Origin of the sequence: Marinobacter halodurans (genome assembly GCF_004327985.1) — a bacterium.
GTDB lineage: Bacteria > Pseudomonadota > Gammaproteobacteria > Pseudomonadales > Oleiphilaceae > Marinobacter_A > Marinobacter_A halodurans.
In genome coordinates this window covers 46701-64362 of sequence record NZ_SJDL01000007.1, presented here as the reverse complement: position 1 = coordinate 64362, position 17662 = coordinate 46701, and the positions used below count along the sequence as shown (strand labels likewise).

Genomic DNA, 17662 nt, shown 5'->3' with positions numbered 1-17662 from the left:
TTACAGCCGGGCCACTTCGGCATAGGGGATCAACCCGCCGTCGAGTCCGGTGGTCGGATCCGTCCCGGACCAGCTCACCAGGAAGTGATGACTGCGCAAAACCCGTCGTGAAAACCCAGCGGCAACCCCGGCACCCGGATCGCTGTCAAAGAACCCGCAGACCAGGGCGTCATAGTAGGGCCGGAAACAGCGGTGCAGATGGCACAACATAGCCTCCAGGATCAAGGGATCCTGCTGCCGGGCCAGCAAGGTGTGGACCATCCGGTAATTGAAGCAATCCCCCTTGCCAGGCAGGCGAATACCGCCACGTATGCGGCTCCATCCGTTGTAGAAGGGACGAGCCAGGCGCATCGGCAGGCTGTAGCCGCTAACCCGGGTCTGCCGGAAGGCTTTCTGGTCCCAGGTACCTGCCAATCCAACCAGCTCATCGCCATCGAACGCCAGCCAGTAGTCCGATATGTCCAGCCCCCGATAGAACGGATCCCCGGCGATCAGGTCGGCAAAGCGATAGGCAGGAGCGAATTGGCGCCGGGGCGCCAGCCTGTCATAGAACGACTGCATGATGGCCAGGTCCTGCCGATTGGCCATGCGGATGGTCAGGCCATCGGTGTTGCGCGGGCGCCGGCGCCATCCACACAGCAAACTGGTTTCGATATCGCCCGCCGGGTAGAAGGCGGGCATGCCCTTCCTGCGCCGGCGGATGGCGTTCAGGAAATGTTGGTTATCCGCCAGTACCACGGCCTGTATCCAGCGTTGGCCATCCAGGATGGCGCGGCCACCCTCATAGGCGGCCCAGAGCGCCTCCCCTCCCCGTGCCGCGTGGGCAATGCGGAAATCATGGGCATACCGCACCGGCTGGATCGTCCCGTTGACGTACAGGTCCCGGCGGCCAATATTGAACACACCCGACATGCGGGGCGCCGACTGCCCTGGCCGGTGCTGCTCCACCACGAAGACATCCGCCTGCCGGCAACTGACGGCGGCACTGTGGAAGTAATCCGGCGCGCGCTCGAACGCCAGGCTCACCGGCCCCGGCTGGGGGTTATCTTCCAGTAGCGAGAGAATGGCCTCGTTGTCATCCTCGCGCGCTGACCGTACATGGTACGCGCGGGCGCCGATGGCACTCATGTGGACACCTCCCGGAGCGGCGTTTCCCGCCCATCGGGTTCGCCGGGTCCAACCGACTCCGTGAATCCGGACAGGTCATCCGCACCGGGCAACGTACCGGCCCATTGCCTTAGGGCTTCCACTTTGACATTACCCACAATCATTCCACGTTTCCGACAGGCTGACAGGTATGCCCAGGCCATACCGGATGCACAACGACAGCGAGCCGGCGCCAGCTGGCCGAGATTACGAGCCAGTCGGTAGTGAAAGTTGCCGCATAGCTCGGTTTCCAGGGCATCGGCCAGCCTCTTGCTGTAGGGCCCGCTGGACGCTTCGCCGATATCGGCCGGGGCTTCAACCATCAACACGTAACAGGGTTTACTGCCGGGGCCGGGCTCACTGGCCGCCAGCAGGACCACCGGCCGGACACCCGCCGGCCAGGGCAGCCTGTCCAACACGGCCTGGGCGACGACCGCACTGATTTTCTCGCCGACCATATCGGTGGTTCCGTTCCGGCCGAGGAATCTCAGGGCGGGCAACTCACCATGAAACCCGGTGACTTCGAGATGGTCGCCAAGCCGGTAGCGCAGCAGGCCGGAGCCCGTTGTCAGCAAGGGAGCAACCCGTTGCCCCCGCTCCAGTTCCCAGGGTGGCAGGATCCGGCCCGTGGCTTCATCTTCAAACTCGTAGGCATGGGAGTTGACCGCCAGGACATGATGGGCGTCCTCCGTCCCGGAGTCTGGGGCCCTGAGGGGAATGGTCACCACTCCCTCGGTCGCCCATAATCCCTTACCCTGGAAGCTGCTCTGGGGCAGGGCCGCCCGCAACTTGAGCGCCCAGGGCTGTGCCGCCGCGGTATCCCAGGCACTCACCAGCGACAGGCTGGGCCATAGCTCGCGGTAGAACGACGAACTGGCCGCACCGTCCCAGGCCCTCAGCATTGCCGCGACCTCGGCATTACGCGGTGCCGGCAGGTGTTCCAGTGCGGCTTCATAGGGTCCCCAGGAGCCGGATTGCAGTACCTCGGCCAGCGGTTCCCGCCATTGGGACAGCTTGTCCAGGAGTCCCAGGGCAAAGGTCGGGCTCCATACCGACAACGCCGTCAGGTTCCGTTGCGACGCCAGGAGCGCCACCGTGGCAAACAGCGAGTCGTCGGATGTGGGTGCCAACGCCACGCCTTCGTCCACCGCCTGGGTCATGCCCGCCAACCACCGCTTCCCGGCACTGAGCAGCTTCATGTCATCGTTCAGTTGGCCACTGGCTTTCTGGCGCATGTCGGAAGGTAACCAGGATAGGGACCAGTAATGGACGCCTGTGCCGATGCCCGGATAGTGGCGGTAAAGATCGGCCAGCCAGGGCGAGATGGCGCCGTCCAGTTCGGTGAGGAACTGCCGGGTATAGGGAATCCACTTGATGGCCGAACTGGAACCGCTGGTCGGCTGGTAACGCACCACCGGCGAACGGGTAAGACCGCCGGTGCCGCATTGAATCTGGCTGTCGATGGGCCGGGACCAATCGGCGTAGTCGGTAACCGCCTGCCGCCTTGAAAAGCTCTCCCAGCTCCAGTCCGGTTCGATGCCGTTGAGCTTGCCCATCGGACTGTTCGCCACCTGCCGGAGGATACCCGCCAGCTTGGCCCGTTGTACCTGCTCGAGCGCCTGGCTACTGCGGCGGAACGAGGAGGCTCCCGGCCTGACCAACTGCCGCAACAACCAGTGGCCACTGGCGGAGGCCCCCATCATGCCTGCCTCGCGGGAGAGGTTCCCGGCGTCGCCGGGATGGGCTGCCGGTCCGCCCGGCTGCGGCCCCCCCGTCCTGCCTTGAGGACAAACCCCATCAGGGTCTTCAGGGTAATTTCACCGACGCAAGGCAGTTCGGTGCCCCGGCGCCAGGTCGGGTTACGCTCCTCGAAGAAGCGGACCTTGGGGACCTGCTGCCGCAGCTCGGGCGTAATCGAGGCAACATCCTCCTTGAGATGCTGGGCGTTTTCGCCAAAATCCAGGACGCCCGTATCCGGGTCATAGTGGCCCGGGAACAGCCGCTCACAGTAATGTCGGACGACAGGCGCCAGTTCGGGACAGTCGCCATCAGGATGTGGGTAGTACTGATGGAAGTTGTTGGCGAGCAACAGGAAGGTCTTGTAGCCCTTGCTGATCAGTAGCCAGAACAGGGGGCGAAACGGCTTTCTGAGTTTCTCCTTCAGCACGTACAGGAAAAACGCGATCTGCAGTGTCCGGGTCCCCCAGTATTCCCGCTCGATGATGGTGTCGCCACTGAACACGCCACGCGCTCTCATGCGGCCGATGGCCATATCGAGACTCACGATCGTGGAAAAACCCACCACCCTGTTTTCGCCCCGGGTACGAATCAGGATCGCCCCATGTTTCCCGTTCAGGTCCCGGATGAAACTATCCATGTCGGTATAAGCGTAGTACTGGCGAAAAACGTCGTACATCTGCCGGATTTCCAACACGCTGATGCGGTTGATTGGGCAATAGCGAGCATAGATCGACGATCGTGAAGCGGAGTCTGGATGGTGTTGGCGCATGCTCATTAACTTATCCCTCGTTATCGTGAGCAGTCTGGACAACCCGGTTCATGACAGGACGAACGGAGGCGTGTCATGGAACAGAACAGGCTGCGACAGTTGGATTCGTGATCCACACTTTAGAGGGAAGCAGTCAGCGCAGACTTGTACCGGATGATAGTCGGAGGGATTTTGGGACAGGAGTCTCAGGAAAATTGATACTCACCAAAAAAACATTAAAAATCAGAAAATTATAAACAGAAAATCGACAGAACCTACGACCTGAAGGGCGCAACGTGTCATCTTGATCCGGTAGGACACCAGGGACTACAGAACTACCCTGGCACCATACTGGGCCTGGACTGGGCCGGCTGGTGCTCCGGCGGCAACAGTGACGCATCCACCTCCACCCGGGCACGGGAGGAAAGGAAAATGGAGGGTGCCACACCAAAGGTCCGCTTAAAGAGGTTGTCGTAGTGGGCCAGGTCCACAAACCCCGCTGTCTGCGCCGCATCGGTAAGCGTCTGCCCGGTGGAGACCGCCAGCGTGACCAGGTGCAACCGGTACCAGCGCTGGAAAGCGCCAAAACTCATTCCCAGCTGGTCCCGGAACAGTTGAATCACCCGCGGAATGGACAGATGCAGTCTTGAGGCAAGCTCGGAGGTTCCCAGGCATTGGGGAGAGGCCTCGGTCATCAGCTTGATCGCCTGCAGGATACGTGGGTCCATCGACTCGCCAGCCCCGGCCAGGGGGTTGGCCGGCAGACCAAGGAGGCTGAACAGGGCAGACGGCCCGCCCGCCCCTGCCAGCCCCTTATCGGCGATGGCCCGAAACAGGGCACAAACCGACTCCTCGCGCTCCAGTCCGGTTCGGATACTCTCTTCCTCCGATGGAAAACAGTCCGCCAGTTTAAAGTAGTCCTGACGGAACATGTCCAGGAAAAGGACAGCAATACGGCTTTGATGCGCACCGAAGAATGTCGGCAGTTGGGGTGGCAGCAGTGCCAACGGCGTCTTAACCTGCCCGCCCCCTGGGAGGTTGAAGGTCAACGGGGCATCCAGCCCGGCCACCAGGGCGGCAGAGCCATACTTACGGCTGCGGGCTTCATAGCTGGGCCCGACGTACATGACGCGGTGCCGCCACACGTAGAGCGCAGGTCCTGCGGCAGCCCCCGAAATACTCACGACCCGTCTCCCGAGGCGTCAATGCGGTCCAGGATACTGACCCGCTTCTGTTCCTGCTCGCTGAAGTATTCCCGCCTGAGTTGCTCGATGGCCTCCTGGCGAGCCGCATCGGAGAGTTGTGACTGGGCGTCGATACGCGCCTTCTGCCGACGGTAGCGTTGCAGTTGCTCTTGCCAGCGCTCGCGTTCCTCGTCCAGCTTGGCGAGACGCTCAGCACCCTCAACCCCGAAGCTGGCCGCCCTGACTGCGAACACCTCCTGGTCGGTAGCCCCCTGCTCCCTCATGTCCTGGACCTGGTGCCGTACGTTCACAATACGGTGGGATCGCCGCGCGACTTCACGGGCCGACTCCGGCAGGTTCTGATCGATTGCGGCCAGGGCCTGCTCGCGCTCCACATCGCTCACGCTCTGGGAGGCCAGAACCTGCTGGCGCGCGAACATGGCACGAAGGCGAGCTTCCTCTGCTCCGAAGAAGCCTTCAGCGACATCCTGTCCCAGGTGGCGGCGCCGCAGGCTATACAGCTCGTCAAAGACCGCTTTCATATGGGTCTGTAGCGCACCATTCTCCGACATCAGCGTGTCAGCCGCGCCCAGATAAGCCAGGTAGTTTTCAAGAATGCCAAACACCTCGGCCTGTACCGGCCGCGGGACGCCTCTGCGGTCCATGACCATAGCCATGGCCTCCCTCATGGCCGCCTCATCCTCCGGCGATTTCGTCAGACCAATGAAGAAATCCAGGAATCGGCGCAAGTCCTCATCATAAATCAGGTTGCCATTCATATCGATCCGGACATTGCCGTCGATATCAATGTCGGTGACGGTATGCCCCAAAGGCAGGTCCAGCAACGCGTCTTTCAGCTCCGCGCTGGTCGGCGCCGGCTTCCCGATCCCGGATGTCGGCACCTCGCGGGAAAGGTCCTGGGGCTGGGCAACAACGTGAGGCTTGAGGTGTACGGTTTTCTCCGCACGCTCTTGGGAGCCCTGGAAAAATGCGAGCGTGCCGACGGTGACTGCGGTCACCAGCGCAAGCAAACCACCCGCCACCAGGATACGGGATGACTTCTGCTCCATGGCGATACATCTCCGTTAACCCGTAACCGGGGGCCAGGCCGGCCCCCGACGGGCATCCGTTGAGGGGTAGACTCAGAGCCCGGCTTGCTTCAGACGGTTGGCCTGCTGGCGGTAAAGCTCCACCGGATCCGCAACGTTGCGGGCCGTCAGCCCAAACACCTGATTGATCTCGTCCAGGTGATTGTGGTGGTACTCGACGCTGATCACCTGCCCCAGCTTCTGGCTGCATGCCGACACCAGCCCATCATTAGGCTCGCCGAAGGCGGCCCCGGTTTCGGCCAACAGCCAATCGCTCGGGTCCCAGCTATTGGTCTCAACCACATTACCGCCCCAGGAATAGTAGCGGACGCCATTCGCCTCGTGGGCTCCGTCGTCACCACAGTAGGTGGAAGGAACGCCACCCGGGAATGTCTTGTTGAAGGCAACGGCATAATCCGTTGTCAGGGAATTCAGCGCCGCGTCGGTATCCTGGGGCAACCCTCCTCCCGACGCCATATCCAGCAGCTCGAAAAGATAGTCACCAGCACTGCTGAAGGTGTCATCCTCGACCATCTGATCGGCAAGCACCGAACCCCAGTTGACGCCACCGACAGTGGACACGGAGGCCACCAGATCCGGGCGGACTCCCGCCACGTAGCGGGATGTCGGTCCACCATGGCTGTGACCAATGAGGTTGACCTTCTCGGCCCCTGTAGCAGCGACAATCTCTTCAACCTGTGCCAGCAGCTGCTCTCCCCGAACCTCCGTTGAGTTGGACGCGGACATCTGAACCACGTACACGTCCGCACCACCGTCAGCGAGGGCGTCTGGAATACCGTTGAAATATTCCACAAACCCGAACAACTCATCAAAACCGGCGAAGCCATGGACCAGCACGATGGGATACTGGGTCTTGGTGTAGTCATCGTTTCCAAAAAGACTGTCAAACAGACCGGCGGAAGCGGGTTGAGCCACCGCCAGGCCGAGTGAGAGGGCCGTTGCCGCAACAGCAGTACGCACTTTGGTGATATATGGCATGCAGGCATTCCTTTCTTGTGTTTGTGGTCAGAATGTAAATCGGGGAGATGCCAACGACGCGCTGTGACGTCCGTTGACGGGGAAATACGGAGTGCATAACCCCTATTGCCCCGAGTTCCTTCCATGCTAGGACTGACCCGGCAGGCAGGCTTGCACCAAATGATAATGGTCGCGGGAATGTGAACCAGGTCACACCGTGTTCGTGTGGACAACGCCCAGAGGCAGGTTTCCAGCCGCGCCCCGCAGGGCTGGAGCGACAATAGCTTCCAGTAGGTACTCTACCCAATGGGTGTGAGCGCTAATCGAGGGTGACGCGAACCTTCAGGGGGTACTCGTCGCAGTTGTGGCCAGGGCCGCCACGGTCGATGACCAGAAACTCGCCTTCGCGGTCCAGAACGGATTGGACGGCATGCCAGGTGCCCGCGCGGTAGTTGACGCCCTGCCGGCCATCGGTGACGAAAGCCTGCACATTATTGGGGTCGATCGTTTCCCCCGGTGGGGCAACCACGATCAGGAAACGCTCGCCATGCAGGGGGATGAACGCCTGGCTGCCTTTAGGATGGCGTTCGAGAAAATCAACGTCCAGTGGCACTGGCACCGGCTGGCTTACAAATAGGCTGACCAGGGCCCTGGCGCCCTCGCCCAGCGTCTCAACCCTGGCCAGGTCATGGTAGCGCTGGGTGCGGCCTCCATTGATGGTAAATGACTTGGCGATCCGCCGGTCGATCACATCCCCAAAGGTTGCGAAGGCGTCCTCTGTCAACGGCCGGGCCTTGAGGCTCAACATCGTCGGGTTCCTCCCAGGGCCTCAGCGGGAACCGAAGCCGGTCAGCTTCATGTGGCGGTTAACATCCTTGTACAGCAGGTAGCGGAAGGGGCCGGGACCACCCGCATAGCAAGCCTGGGGACAGAAGGCCCGCAGCCACATGTAGTCGCCCGCCTCCACCTCCACCCAATCCTGGTTGAGGAGATAGACCGCCTTGCCCTCCAGGACGTATAGACCGTGCTCCATGACATGGGTTTCGGCAAACGGGATCACCCCTCCTGGCTGGAAGGTGACAATGTTGACGTGCATATCGTGCCGCATGTCCTGGGGATCGACGAAGCGTGTTGTCGCCCAGCAGCCGTTGGTATCGGGCATCTCGACCGGCTCGACCTCGGTCTCACTCGTGACGAAGGCCGGGGGCGCTTCGATGCCGTCCACGTGTTCATAAGCTTTGCGTATCCAGTGGAAACGCACCGCCGCCGACGACTCATTCCGTACCCGCCACTCGCTTCCGGGAGGTATGAAGGCATACCCTCCAGGCAGCATGCGATGCGTTGTTCCCGCCAGGGTCAGGGTCAACTCGCCCTCGACCACAAAAAGAACCCCTTCAGCGCCCGGATCCGCTTCCGGTGTCTCGCTGCCACCGCCGGGCGAGACTTCCATGATGTACTGTGAAAAAGTTTCCGCGAATCCGGACAGCGGCCGCGAGAGCACCCAAAGACGGGTCTTTTCCCAGAAAGGGAGATAGCTGGCGACAATGTCACGCATGACGCCCCTGGGAATCACCGCATAGGCTTCGGTGAAGACGGCCCGGTCCGACAGCAGTTGTGTCTGTGCCGGGTGGCCGCCCGTCGGGGCGTAGTAGGTTTGTCTTCCTTTCGATTGGTTAGCCATTAAAGCTCCCTGGACTCAACAGGATGGTGCTCTGCCCAGTGCCGGGCAATATCCACTCGCCGCGCGACCCAGACCCGGTCGTGGGCCTCGATGTAATCCAGGAAACGCTGCAGGGCCCTGAAGCGCCCCGGGCGGCCGGTGAGCCGACAATGCAGACCGATGGAGAGCATCCTGGGCGTGTCCTTACCCTCGGCGTAGAGCACATCGAAGGCATCCCGCAGGTAGGTGAAGAAGTGCTCTCCCGTATTAAACCCCTGGGGCGTGGCAAAACGCATGTCATTGGTATCCAGCGTATAGGGCACGATCAGGTGGTCGTGTGACTCGCCTTTACTGTCGTTCTCGCGGGTCCAGAAGGGCAGGTCATCACCATAGTAATCGCTGTCATAGAGGAAGCCCCCCTCATCCATCAGCAGGCGTCGGGTATTGGGGCTATCGCGACCGGTGTACCACCCCAGGGGCTTTTCGCCGTATAACTGCTGGAAGATGCTGATGGCACGTTGCATGTGCTCGCGCTCGATGTCTTCCGGCACATTCTGGTAGTGAATCCAGCGCCAACCGTGACAGGCCACCTCATGGCCCAACTCGCGAAAAGCCTGGGCCGCTTCCGGGTGGCGTTGTAGCGCCATCGCCACGCCAAAGACGGTCAGCGGCAGGCCTCGCCGCTCGAACTCACTGAGTATGCGCCATACCCCAACCCGGGAACCGTACTCGTAGATGGACTCCATACTCATGTGGCGGTCCGGGTAGGCCTCGGCACCGACAATTTCGGAGAGGAACCGTTCGGAATGGCTATCGCCATGCAGGACACAGTTCTCGCCCCCTTCTTCATAATTGAGCACGAACTGAACCGCTATGCGGGCCTGGCCAGGCCAGTTGGCCTCCGGCGGGGTGCGGCCGTATCCGATCAGGTCACGGGAATAGTTGGCGGCGATGCTCATGAGAACAGACCCTCCCCGGACTCCAATCGATTGGTTGCCATTAGCGTCATCAACCAGACTCCAATATTGTATACAGAATTAACAAAGTAATGAGTGTTCATCCCGTTTGCAAGCGGTGCCATATCCCCAATGACGCCGCATTTATCGCTAGAAAATCCCCTTTCCCCTCATACTCCAGTGACCATCAATCACCCTGGTTGTGAAGTAATCGCTTGCTGTGAAAGCGTCATACGTTCTAAATTGTGTACAATCACTGATTACATTGTTCACATTGAGTATGCTAGCGGAGCCAGAAATGCATATCCGTGTCATCAACCCCAACACCACCAGCGCCATGACGGAGACGATCGGAACCGCAGCCAGGCGCATCGCCGCGGCAGGCACGCGCATCACGGCAACCCAGCCCGCCAGTGGCCCGGTGTCCATCGAGGGCCACTTTGATGAGGTCGTTAGCGCCGTCGGCGTTGCGGAGGAGGTTATCGCCGGCGAACAGGGAGAGGATCCCGTTGATGCCTATATCGTTGCCTGCTTTGGCGACCCGGGACTTCTCGCCGCCCGGGAGCTGACCCGAGCCCCCGTGATTGGCATTGCGGAGGCGGCCTTCCATATGGCGACGCTTGTCAGTACGCGATTTTCGATCGTCACAACCCTGGGACGAACGGGGATCATCGCCGAGCATCTACTGGAGAACTATGGATTTCGCCATCATTGCCGCCGTGTGCGAGCTGCGGAAATTCCGGTACTGGATCTGGAAGACAAGCCGGAAGCCGCACTGGAACGCCTGGTCGCGGAATGTCGGCGGGCCAAGGAAGAGGACAATATTGGCGCTATCGTGCTGGGTTGTGGCGGAATGGCCGATCTCACCGCCCGCCTTACAGACGAGGTCGGGTTGCCGGTCATCGAAGGGGTAACAGCCGCCATCAAGTTGGCGGAAGCGCTGGTCGGCCTGGGCCTTGGCACGAGTAAACACGGCGACCTGGCGTTTCCCCGCCCCAAAACATTCACAGGCCGTTTTGAAGGTCTTTCTAACCTGGGAGCCTCTGATTAGCTCCTGGAACACAAATAAAAAAACACAGCCAACCGATTCTGATGTCGTCCTGACCCAAGCCCCCCGATACCCCTGGGGATTGTCATATCTACAGCGGAAGCGGAGTAGACAGTGAAACATCATGCACGGCGAGAACAACTATGACTAACCAAAACGTACAGTCAGCAACTCGCACCATGCCGTCAGGCGACCCAGACACATCGGTCAAGGCACCCGGTGACGAATCCCTGGCCCCTCAGGAAACTCGCATTATGGGGCGCACCTCCTACCTTCTGGCCTGGTTCGGAGGTTGCGTTTCGATCGGCACATTCACCATGGGCTCAAGTGTGGTCGGCACCCTCAACCTGTTGCAGGCCACCCTGGCCATTGCCATAGGCTGCTTCGTGATCGGCGCCGCTTTGACGCTCAACGGGGCCGCCGGCTACAAGTACGGCATACCCTTCATGGTCCAGGCCCGCAGCGCCTTCGGTTTTTCCGGCACCCGTCTGCCGGGCCTGGTCCGCGCCGTGCCGGCCATCGTCTGGTACGGCTTCCAGAGCTGGATTGGCGCGGGAGCCCTGAACATGGTGTCGACAACGCTTTTCGGTTTCGACAACCTGGTTTTCTACTTCATCACCTTCCAGTTCCTGCAGATTGGCCTGTCGGTGATGGGGTTCCAGGGCATCAAGTGGCTGGAGAATGTCGGTAGCGCGTTTATCCTGGCATCACTGGTGTATATGTTTTACAGCACGGTGCAGCGCTACGGGGCTGTCCTGTCGGCCAACCTGCTGGACATGGAGGGATCCTGGGGCCTGCCCTTCTGGGGCGCCACCATGTTGTTCCTGGGCATCTACAGCACCATGATCCTGAACGTCAGCGACTACGTCCGCGAGCACAAACATGGTACGGGTCCGGGGCTGCTGACCACCCTCTACTCCATGTCAATCCTGCCCTGCACCCTCTTTATGGGGTTAATAGGCTTCATGGTTTCCGAAGCCACCGGCATTGCGGACCCGATCCAGGTCTTTGCCAATGCCGTCGACAACACGCCCTTGCTGATGACCACCCTGATGTTCATTGCTTTCGCACAGGTCACGACGAACGTCCTGAACAACGTCGTTCCCCCGACCTACGTGTTGATGGATGTGTTCAAGCTGAGCTTTCGTCCAGCCACAGTCATTGTCGGCCTGCTGGCTTTTGCCACTTTCCCGTGGGAGCTGGTCAAGGATGGATCCGCCGCTGGTCTGCAACTGTTTGTCCAGACCTATTCCGCCTTCCTCGGCCCCATCTTTGCCATCCTGGTCGTCGATTATTACCTGATCCGCGGCCGCACCCTGGACCTGGGCAAGCTGTACGATACCCAGGGCCCATACCAGGGCGTCAACTATGCGGCGTTGATTGCGACGGCCATCGGGGCTGTCGTCGCATTAAGCTTCTCGGCGGTGTCCTGGTACGCCAGCCTGGTTCCCGCAGGCCTGACCTACTACCTGCTCATGCAACACTGGGCTCCCTGCCAGCGTTTTCGCAACGGATGAAAACTACCGACACAGTGGTGACACCCATGAAAGACAGCGAACTGAACATTCGCCAGATCGACCCCACTCTCTACAACAAGGACCTCGCACCAATTCAGCGCAGCAAACGATCCTGGGGCTGGTTTGAAATCTTCAATGTATGGTCCAACGACATCCAGAGCCTGTTCGGCTACACCCTGGCCGCTTCGCTTTTCCTGTCCTACGGGCTAAACGGCTGGGCGGTGATGTCGGCCATTATCCTGGCCGGCTTCATCGTAATGTTCCTGGTCAACCTGACCGGCAAGCCCAGCGTTAAATACGGCATCCCCTTCCCGGTACTGATCCGTGCCAGCATGGGGATACGGGGCGCCAACTTCCCCGCCATGCTCAGGGCTACCGTGGGCATTTTCTGGTACGGCGTGCAGACCTACTTTGCCTCTACCGCCGTGGCCTTGTTGATCACCGCCATGTATGGTCCAGGCGACGGGGCAACGTTCCTCGGTTTGTCAGGCGTCGCCTGGCTGTCATTTGTGATCGTCTGGGTCTTCCAGATTGCCATCTTCTGGCAGGGAATCGAGCCTATCAAGCGCTTCCTGAACTGGGCCGGACCACTGGTCTATGTGGTCATGATGGCGCTCATGCTCGTCGTCTGGTACCAGGCGGGTAGCGACCTGCTGCCCGCCGTGGGCTCAATCTTCAATAGCGGTGGCGAGCAGTCCGGAAATCCGGTCGGGGCTTTCCTGGCCGTTGTCGGCACGATGGTCGCCTATTTCGCAGCGGTGGTGATCAATTTTGGCGACTTCACACGCTTTGTCCGTAGCGAACGTGACATGAAACTCGGCAACCTGCTGGGGCTACCGGTGAACGTGGCGTTTTTCTCCTTTATCGCCCTGATCATCACCGCCGGCACCATCGTGCTGTTTGGCGAAGCCCTGACCAATCCTGCCGAGATCGTTGAACGCGTCGATTCCGTGCCACTGACCATTGTCGCAGCGTTGACCTTCTTCGCGGCCACCGTCGGTATCAACCTGGTCGCCAACTTTATCCCTCCAGCCTATGACCTGGCCAATCTCTTTCCCGGCAAGATCAGCTTCAAGGTGGGCGGGCTCATCACCGCAACGATCGCTTTCTTCGTGGGGGCGCTGTGGCTTTCAGTGATCAGCCAGATTGGCGTGCCGGGCTTCGTGAATGCACTCGGAGCTATACTGGCCCCCTTCTATGGCATCATCGTTGCCGATTACTACTTTGTAAAACGCCAACACCTCGATATGGAACAGCTGTTCTCTTCCGATCCCGGTGGCGCCTACCACTACGTGAAAGGCTGGAACACCAGGGCGCTGATGGCTTTTGGCGTGGCCGCTATCTTTTCCATTTCAACGGTCCTGGTCCCCGCCTTGAGTGAGCTGAGCGGTTACGGCTGGCTGATCGGTGCGGCACTGGGTGGCGGGCTCTATCGCCTCCTGATGCTCAGCAGCGAACCGATGGCGCCAGCCCAGCCGAAAAGCTGAGCACTTGCCTGCCCTTGAGATGCCCCGGTCGCTGGTCAACCGGGGCACCCTACCAGAACAGTTACGGATTGACGGAAAAAATATCCCGCAAGTCAGGAGCCGCCTCAGGCTCCTCGACAATCGACAGGGAAGCCTCTATAGACTTGAGGTGGCGCCCCATGAAATCACGGGCCTTTCTGCCCTCACCGGCCGCGAGAAGCTCAATCAGGTTATCGTGGTCATGGGATTCACAGCCCAGGTGGCCGGTATTGCCGTAAACAGCCAGGATCAGCGACGACCGGGAGCATAGCTGGCCAACAAAATCGGCCAGGGTTTTGTTCCCTGAAAGCTCAGCCAGGCGTCCGTGAAACGCCGCCGAGCACTTAATGGCGACCCTCTGCTCGCGGTTGCGCAACGCCTCTCGCTCCCGCCGCGCCATGTCACGCAGGCTCTTGACATCCGCCGCGGTTATACGCCGGGCCGCCGCTTCCATGAGACCGCATTCCACCATCTGGCGGGCCTCAAAAACGTCCTTTGCTTCATCCACCGACGGCCGGGTAACGCTGGCGCCACGACGGGGCGTCAGTGTGACCAACTGCTCCAGGGCCAGCCGTTGCAGCACTTTGCGGATGCCCGTGCGGCTGACACCGAAGACCTCGGCGAGCGCGTCCTCACGCAGACGAACACCGGGTTTAAGCCTGTGCTCGATAACCGCGTCACTGATCGAACGATAGATCGTATCCAGGCGCTCAGCCCCGTCACCACGCTTTTTCTGCCGCTTGGGTGTAGCTGGTTCATGGCCGGTAGCAGTGGATTCTGGCGCTGCCCAGCTCTGACTCATCAACAACCCCCTTCTGGTTTATCCAATATGGCTACCTATTGTATACGTTCCGGATGTGGCACGGCGACCAAAGGGACCAGCCCGGAGACCGGATCTGTAGTTTCTGGGGGAAACAGCAGATGGGCAGAACCAACATGGCAGCCATTAAGGTGGCGCGGCGCAGATGATGCGGATGGCCGGGCAGAAGCTGACGCTCAGGCTTGCCGGTATACAAACTCTCCCATAAACTTAATGTATCGCCCCGGCGCAACGGTATTTCGGGTGCCCCGTGATGCCCCACAGGACCGCACGTCTTCATAAGTCCTTCTGGCGGACTGTACTGACAGCCCTTGCGGTCCTTGTGATGTCTGCGCCGGCCATGGCTGGCATGCACCTGACGCTCAGGCTGGGTGACTTGACCGAATTCGACTACCTGTCTGAATTGCTGACGCGCGTGTTGGAAGCGGACGGGTATGATGTAGACATTGTAAAGGTATCGGACGTCTCCCCCGCCCGCCTGGAGTGGCTTCTGGAACAGGGCATGATCAGTGTCATGATGATGGGCGAGACAGCCTCACGCAACGCTCGATTCCGGGCCGTGCGGGTGGCCATGACCGATAACCTGATGAATCAGCGCATCCTCTTCATCCCCAAAGGCCAGCAAGACCAATACAACCAGGTTAAATCCCTCGATGATTTCCGAGCCTTGGGCGTGGTCGGAGGCATGGGCAGTTCATGGCTTGACTACCAGATCTGGCTGGCCAATAAACTGCCGGTGATCGGAATGCCTGGTGAATGGCGGCGGTTGTACGACATGGTCGCAGTTGGTAACCGGGGCATCGACTATTTACCCAGGGGCGCTCAGGAAATGGCCTCGGAATGGCGTGAACATCCGAACCTGGATGTCGAGCAGCGGTTGGTTCTGGTGTATAACAAGGATCACGTCCTCTACATATCTCCCCGGGATGAGGAGCTGTACCGCACGCTTAACAGGCTGATGCCAGAGGCCAGCCGCACCGGGCTCATCCACACCCTGGCGAGAAAGCACTACCGCGCCGTCTTCGAACCGCCCATCAACCTGGCAAAGCGCCGGGTGATTGCCCTGCCGGAGCTGTCCGTACCGCAGGAGCAGCCCCTCGAATCCCTGGATTTGCATGCTCTGGGGGACGTTTTCGCCCACTATTTCCTCTTCACCTCATCCACCACCGCAGGCGGCTGTGAGCAACGCGCAAAGCGCGACTGTTAGGCCATGCGCTTTTGCTTACGATGATGTCCTGCTTCCCGGACCGGGCCAGCGGACTCGACGGCGTGAGACTTGGCGCGCTATACGACCGGGCACTTTCGCAACCTGAAATGCGAGGATTCCAGCGACATCATTTTCGAGTTTTCGGAGACCGTATATGGGAAGTCGTGGTGTTCCCGAAAAAGTGAAAAGTTTGTTTGGAGTGAGAGTCGCACGCTGGGGGCGGCCAACTTTAGAACTCAAATGAAAATGGCAAGACAGAAAATAGATCTGCCTCCGCGAACAGTGGACTATGATGGTTAGCACAGACGGCCAGGTACCAGGGGGAAGAACAGCCATGAAGAAACTCAAAAATGAAAAAGAACTGGTGAAAAAGGCCATCGCACTGGGCGTAGCCTATGGCGAGAAACGTGGTGTTGTGGAATTTGAACCCACTGATTCGGCAACTGCAAAGTGTGAATACATCTACCGGCTCCTGGTGCACGACAAGCTGATTCAGGCATTACCGGAGGACCAGGTCTCCCAGAAGTCGATTCAGCACAAGCTGGCAATCTGGGCCTCAAGGCAGGAGGGTTAGCGGTTGTTACATCCCTTATGATCCGGCTACCGGGCCAGGGTCTGGAAGACCAGATCTTTCGAAACCGGGACGACGGCGTGATGGATCAGTCCCAAGCCTTTCAAAACCCGGGGCTTGGAGCGTGTCTTAAGAGACCGGGAAAACATCGTTAAATGCCGTACTCGCGCGGTATCGCCAGTACCGGCACACTCGGTAAAACGCCGCCACCGAGTGGCTTGGGCTCCAGGCTCTTCTCATGCAGTAGCACCGGGCACTGGAGAACAATTCGCTGCACCGCCGGGTGCGGGAAAAATTCAAACGGCCGCCAACGATCGGGATTGACCGGAATGGTCAGCCAATACACACCCGGTTCCGCCCCTCATTCTTGGCCACGTATAGCCCCTTGTCCGCTCGCGCGATCAACTGCTCCGCGCTCTCCAAGCCATTCAAGGTCGACACACCGGCCGAGACCGTTACCACCAGGTTCTGATCTATGGTGCTCCATGGATACTGCTCGATTAAACGACGCAAACGATCCGCAGCCAGTGCCGCGCTGTCCGGGTTGAGCTGTTCGGGCATGATCAGCAAGAACTCTTCCCCGCCAAAACGTGAGAAGCAATCCGTATCGCGGACGGCCGCGCTGGCCACAGAGGCAAACTGCATCAACACCTGATCGCCCGCACCATGGCCCAACAGGTCGTTGATTTGTTTGAATTTGTCAACATCGAACAAAGCGACGCTGAAAGGGCGCCCGGTACGCCGGGACCGGGCCAGTTCCTCGGAGAGCACATTCATCGCAGCGCGACGATTAGGCACGCCGGTCAGTTCATCTCGAGTGGCGGAGTGCTCCAGCTGATCCAATGCCTCGGCCAGGGCAGCACTCTCGCGACCCAGCGCCACCCTCAACTCCCGCCCTTTCAGATTGAGCAAGGCGCCCCGCCCCAGAAGCAAAGCGAACCACAAAGCGCTCAGCACCTGTTCAGGCCAGCTGCCCATCGGCATAGTGAGTCGGGTATTGCGCACATGCATTAGCACGGCAGCGCACAACCCGATCACCGTGCACAGCATAGCCGTGTACTTCACTGGCAGTGTCAGGGCGGTCATCGCAATCACCGTGATGAGGAGCATCAGCATCAACACCCCCACCTGTGGCACGTAAAAGGCAAACCCCAATATATGTGCCGAGAACAAACAGGTTATCCCAAAAGACAGGCCTACGCCGGCGTTCAGAAGATGCCATCCACGCGCGATGGCAAACCGGAAGAAACCCACTTCACAAACGCCCAGAATACCGAACACAGTGACTTCGGTTACGCTGACAGCCCCCGTCATCAAATACCCACTGAGCAGCACGAGGTCGACGAAGATAAAAAGCAGTATTCTGTTTGCAGCCTGTCGGTGCTCATCGGTAGCCGCCCTACGACGCTCTTCACGCAACCGTGCCGCGGTTTCCTGATTCCGCGTCGCTTCTTCCCTGTCACGTTGTCCGGAAAGGGATTTCGGCATAGGCGT

17 protein-coding genes are annotated in these 17662 nt (G+C 59.9%); 5 read left to right on the top strand and 12 right to left on the bottom strand.

Features of this window, described 5'->3' with window-relative positions; all coding sequences use genetic code 11:
• The 9 genes from EZI54_RS06240 to puuE form a co-directional block, all read right to left on the bottom strand.
• Positions 1–1128, bottom strand: coding sequence for a hypothetical protein (locus tag EZI54_RS06240; protein WP_131480128.1), 1128 nt, complete (start codon positions 1126–1128; stop codon positions 1–3).
• Positions 1125–2849 carry a GH3 family acyl-acid amido synthetase gene (locus EZI54_RS06235; RefSeq protein WP_207389161.1) on the bottom strand — a complete coding sequence of 575 codons (1725 nt, stop codon included), beginning with the start codon at positions 2847–2849 and terminating at the stop codon, positions 1125–1127. Before EZI54_RS06235 ends, EZI54_RS06240 begins: the two co-directional genes overlap by 4 nt.
• Positions 2846–3562, bottom strand: a complete 717-nt coding sequence (locus EZI54_RS06230; protein WP_131480126.1) for a hypothetical protein — start codon at positions 3560–3562, stop codon at positions 2846–2848. The genes EZI54_RS06235 and EZI54_RS06230 overlap by 4 nt, the downstream gene beginning before the upstream one ends.
• A 407-nt stretch (positions 3563–3969) precedes the next feature.
• Positions 3970–4818: a helix-turn-helix domain-containing protein gene (locus EZI54_RS06225; protein WP_131480124.1), complete on the bottom strand. Its 849-nt coding sequence runs from the start codon at positions 4816–4818 to the stop codon at positions 3970–3972.
• Positions 4815–5888, bottom strand: coding sequence for a lipase secretion chaperone (locus EZI54_RS06220; RefSeq protein WP_131480122.1), 1074 nt, complete (start codon positions 5886–5888; stop codon positions 4815–4817). The genes EZI54_RS06225 and EZI54_RS06220 overlap by 4 nt, the downstream gene beginning before the upstream one ends.
• Before the next feature lie 72 nt (positions 5889–5960).
• The gene (locus EZI54_RS06215; RefSeq protein WP_131480120.1) at positions 5961–6905 is read right to left on the bottom strand and encodes an esterase/lipase family protein; all 945 of its coding nucleotides are present in this window, start codon (positions 6903–6905) and stop codon (positions 5961–5963) included.
• A 298-nt stretch (positions 6906–7203) separates the two neighbouring features.
• The gene (locus EZI54_RS06210) at positions 7204–7692 is read right to left on the bottom strand and encodes an ureidoglycolate lyase (RefSeq protein ID WP_131480118.1); all 489 of its coding nucleotides are present in this window, start codon (positions 7690–7692) and stop codon (positions 7204–7206) included.
• Positions 7693–7713: 21 nt separating this feature from the next.
• Positions 7714–8565 (bottom strand): bifunctional allantoicase/(S)-ureidoglycine aminohydrolase, encoded by an 852-nt coding sequence (locus tag EZI54_RS06205; RefSeq protein WP_131480116.1) that lies wholly within the window; start codon positions 8563–8565, stop codon positions 7714–7716.
• On the bottom strand, positions 8565–9497 hold the full coding sequence (puuE, locus tag EZI54_RS06200; RefSeq protein WP_207389169.1) for an allantoinase PuuE: 933 nt from the start codon (positions 9495–9497) through the stop codon (positions 8565–8567). Before puuE ends, EZI54_RS06205 begins: the two co-directional genes overlap by 1 nt.
• Before the next feature lie 301 nt (positions 9498–9798).
• Here puuE and EZI54_RS06195 point away from each other — a divergent pair, with 301 nt between their 5' ends.
• From EZI54_RS06195 to EZI54_RS06185, 3 genes are all read left to right on the top strand, one after another.
• Entirely contained in the window at positions 9799–10551 is a 753-nt protein-coding gene (locus tag EZI54_RS06195; RefSeq protein WP_131480112.1) for an aspartate/glutamate racemase family protein, read from the top strand.
• A 140-nt stretch (positions 10552–10691) separates the two neighbouring features.
• On the top strand, positions 10692–12065 hold the full coding sequence (locus EZI54_RS06190; RefSeq protein WP_207389160.1) for an NCS1 family transporter: 1374 nt from the start codon (positions 10692–10694) through the stop codon (positions 12063–12065).
• A 26-nt stretch (positions 12066–12091) separates the two neighbouring features.
• Complete coding sequence (locus EZI54_RS06185; RefSeq protein ID WP_131480110.1) at positions 12092–13552, top strand: NCS1 family nucleobase:cation symporter-1; 1461 nt, start codon at positions 12092–12094, stop codon at positions 13550–13552.
• 61 nt (positions 13553–13613) lie between these two features.
• Here the strand turns inward: EZI54_RS06185 and EZI54_RS06180 are convergent, their stop codons facing one another.
• Positions 13614–14372, bottom strand: coding sequence for a GntR family transcriptional regulator (locus EZI54_RS06180; RefSeq protein ID WP_131480108.1), 759 nt, complete (start codon positions 14370–14372; stop codon positions 13614–13616).
• 367 nt (positions 14373–14739) lie between these two features.
• Here EZI54_RS06180 and EZI54_RS06175 point away from each other — a divergent pair, with 367 nt between their 5' ends.
• Positions 14740–15597 (top strand): hypothetical protein, encoded by an 858-nt coding sequence (locus tag EZI54_RS06175; RefSeq protein ID WP_131480106.1) that lies wholly within the window; start codon positions 14740–14742, stop codon positions 15595–15597.
• Positions 15598–15931: 334 nt separating this feature from the next.
• Positions 15932–16171 (top strand): DUF5062 family protein, encoded by a 240-nt coding sequence (locus tag EZI54_RS06170; RefSeq protein ID WP_131480104.1) that lies wholly within the window; start codon positions 15932–15934, stop codon positions 16169–16171.
• A 148-nt stretch (positions 16172–16319) separates the two neighbouring features.
• On the opposite strand, the gene EZI54_RS06165 is transcribed toward EZI54_RS06170, so the two are convergent.
• Both EZI54_RS06165 and EZI54_RS06160 read right to left on the bottom strand, forming a co-directional pair.
• On the bottom strand, positions 16320–16514 hold the full coding sequence (locus tag EZI54_RS06165) for a hypothetical protein (RefSeq protein WP_131480102.1): 195 nt from the start codon (positions 16512–16514) through the stop codon (positions 16320–16322).
• Positions 16502–17656, bottom strand: coding sequence for a GGDEF domain-containing protein (locus EZI54_RS06160; RefSeq protein WP_131480100.1), 1155 nt, complete (start codon positions 17654–17656; stop codon positions 16502–16504). The genes EZI54_RS06165 and EZI54_RS06160 overlap by 13 nt, the downstream gene beginning before the upstream one ends.
• Between the last annotated feature and the right edge of the window lie 6 nt (positions 17657–17662).

Excerpts from the sequence above, each read along its gene's own strand:
- EZI54_RS06240 (WP_131480128.1), bottom strand. The coding sequence starts at position 1,128 with ATGAGTGCCATCGGCGCCCGCGCGTACCATGTACGGTCAGCGCGCGAG.
- EZI54_RS06235 (WP_207389161.1), bottom strand. The coding sequence starts at position 2,849 with ATGATGGGGGCCTCCGCCAGTGGCCACTGGTTGTTGCGGCAGTTGGTC.
- EZI54_RS06230 (WP_131480126.1), bottom strand. The coding sequence starts at position 3,562 with ATGTACGACGTTTTTCGCCAGTACTACGCTTATACCGACATGGATAGT.
- EZI54_RS06220 (WP_131480122.1), bottom strand. The coding sequence starts at position 5,888 with ATGGAGCAGAAGTCATCCCGTATCCTGGTGGCGGGTGGTTTGCTTGCG.
- EZI54_RS06215 (WP_131480120.1), bottom strand. The coding sequence starts at position 6,905 with ATGCCATATATCACCAAAGTGCGTACTGCTGTTGCGGCAACGGCCCTC.
- EZI54_RS06210 (WP_131480118.1), bottom strand. The coding sequence starts at position 7,692 with ATGTTGAGCCTCAAGGCCCGGCCGTTGACAGAGGACGCCTTCGCAACC.
- EZI54_RS06205 (WP_131480116.1), bottom strand. The coding sequence starts at position 8,565 with ATGGCTAACCAATCGAAAGGAAGACAAACCTACTACGCCCCGACGGGC.
- EZI54_RS06195 (WP_131480112.1), top strand. The coding sequence starts at position 9,799 with ATGCATATCCGTGTCATCAACCCCAACACCACCAGCGCCATGACGGAG.
- EZI54_RS06190 (WP_207389160.1), top strand. The coding sequence starts at position 10,692 with ATGACTAACCAAAACGTACAGTCAGCAACTCGCACCATGCCGTCAGGC.
- EZI54_RS06185 (WP_131480110.1), top strand. The coding sequence starts at position 12,092 with ATGAAAGACAGCGAACTGAACATTCGCCAGATCGACCCCACTCTCTAC.
- EZI54_RS06180 (WP_131480108.1), bottom strand. The coding sequence starts at position 14,372 with ATGAGTCAGAGCTGGGCAGCGCCAGAATCCACTGCTACCGGCCATGAA.
- EZI54_RS06175 (WP_131480106.1), top strand. The coding sequence starts at position 14,740 with ATGCACCTGACGCTCAGGCTGGGTGACTTGACCGAATTCGACTACCTG.
- EZI54_RS06170 (WP_131480104.1), top strand. The coding sequence starts at position 15,932 with ATGAAGAAACTCAAAAATGAAAAAGAACTGGTGAAAAAGGCCATCGCA.
- EZI54_RS06160 (WP_131480100.1), bottom strand. The coding sequence starts at position 17,656 with ATGCCGAAATCCCTTTCCGGACAACGTGACAGGGAAGAAGCGACGCGG.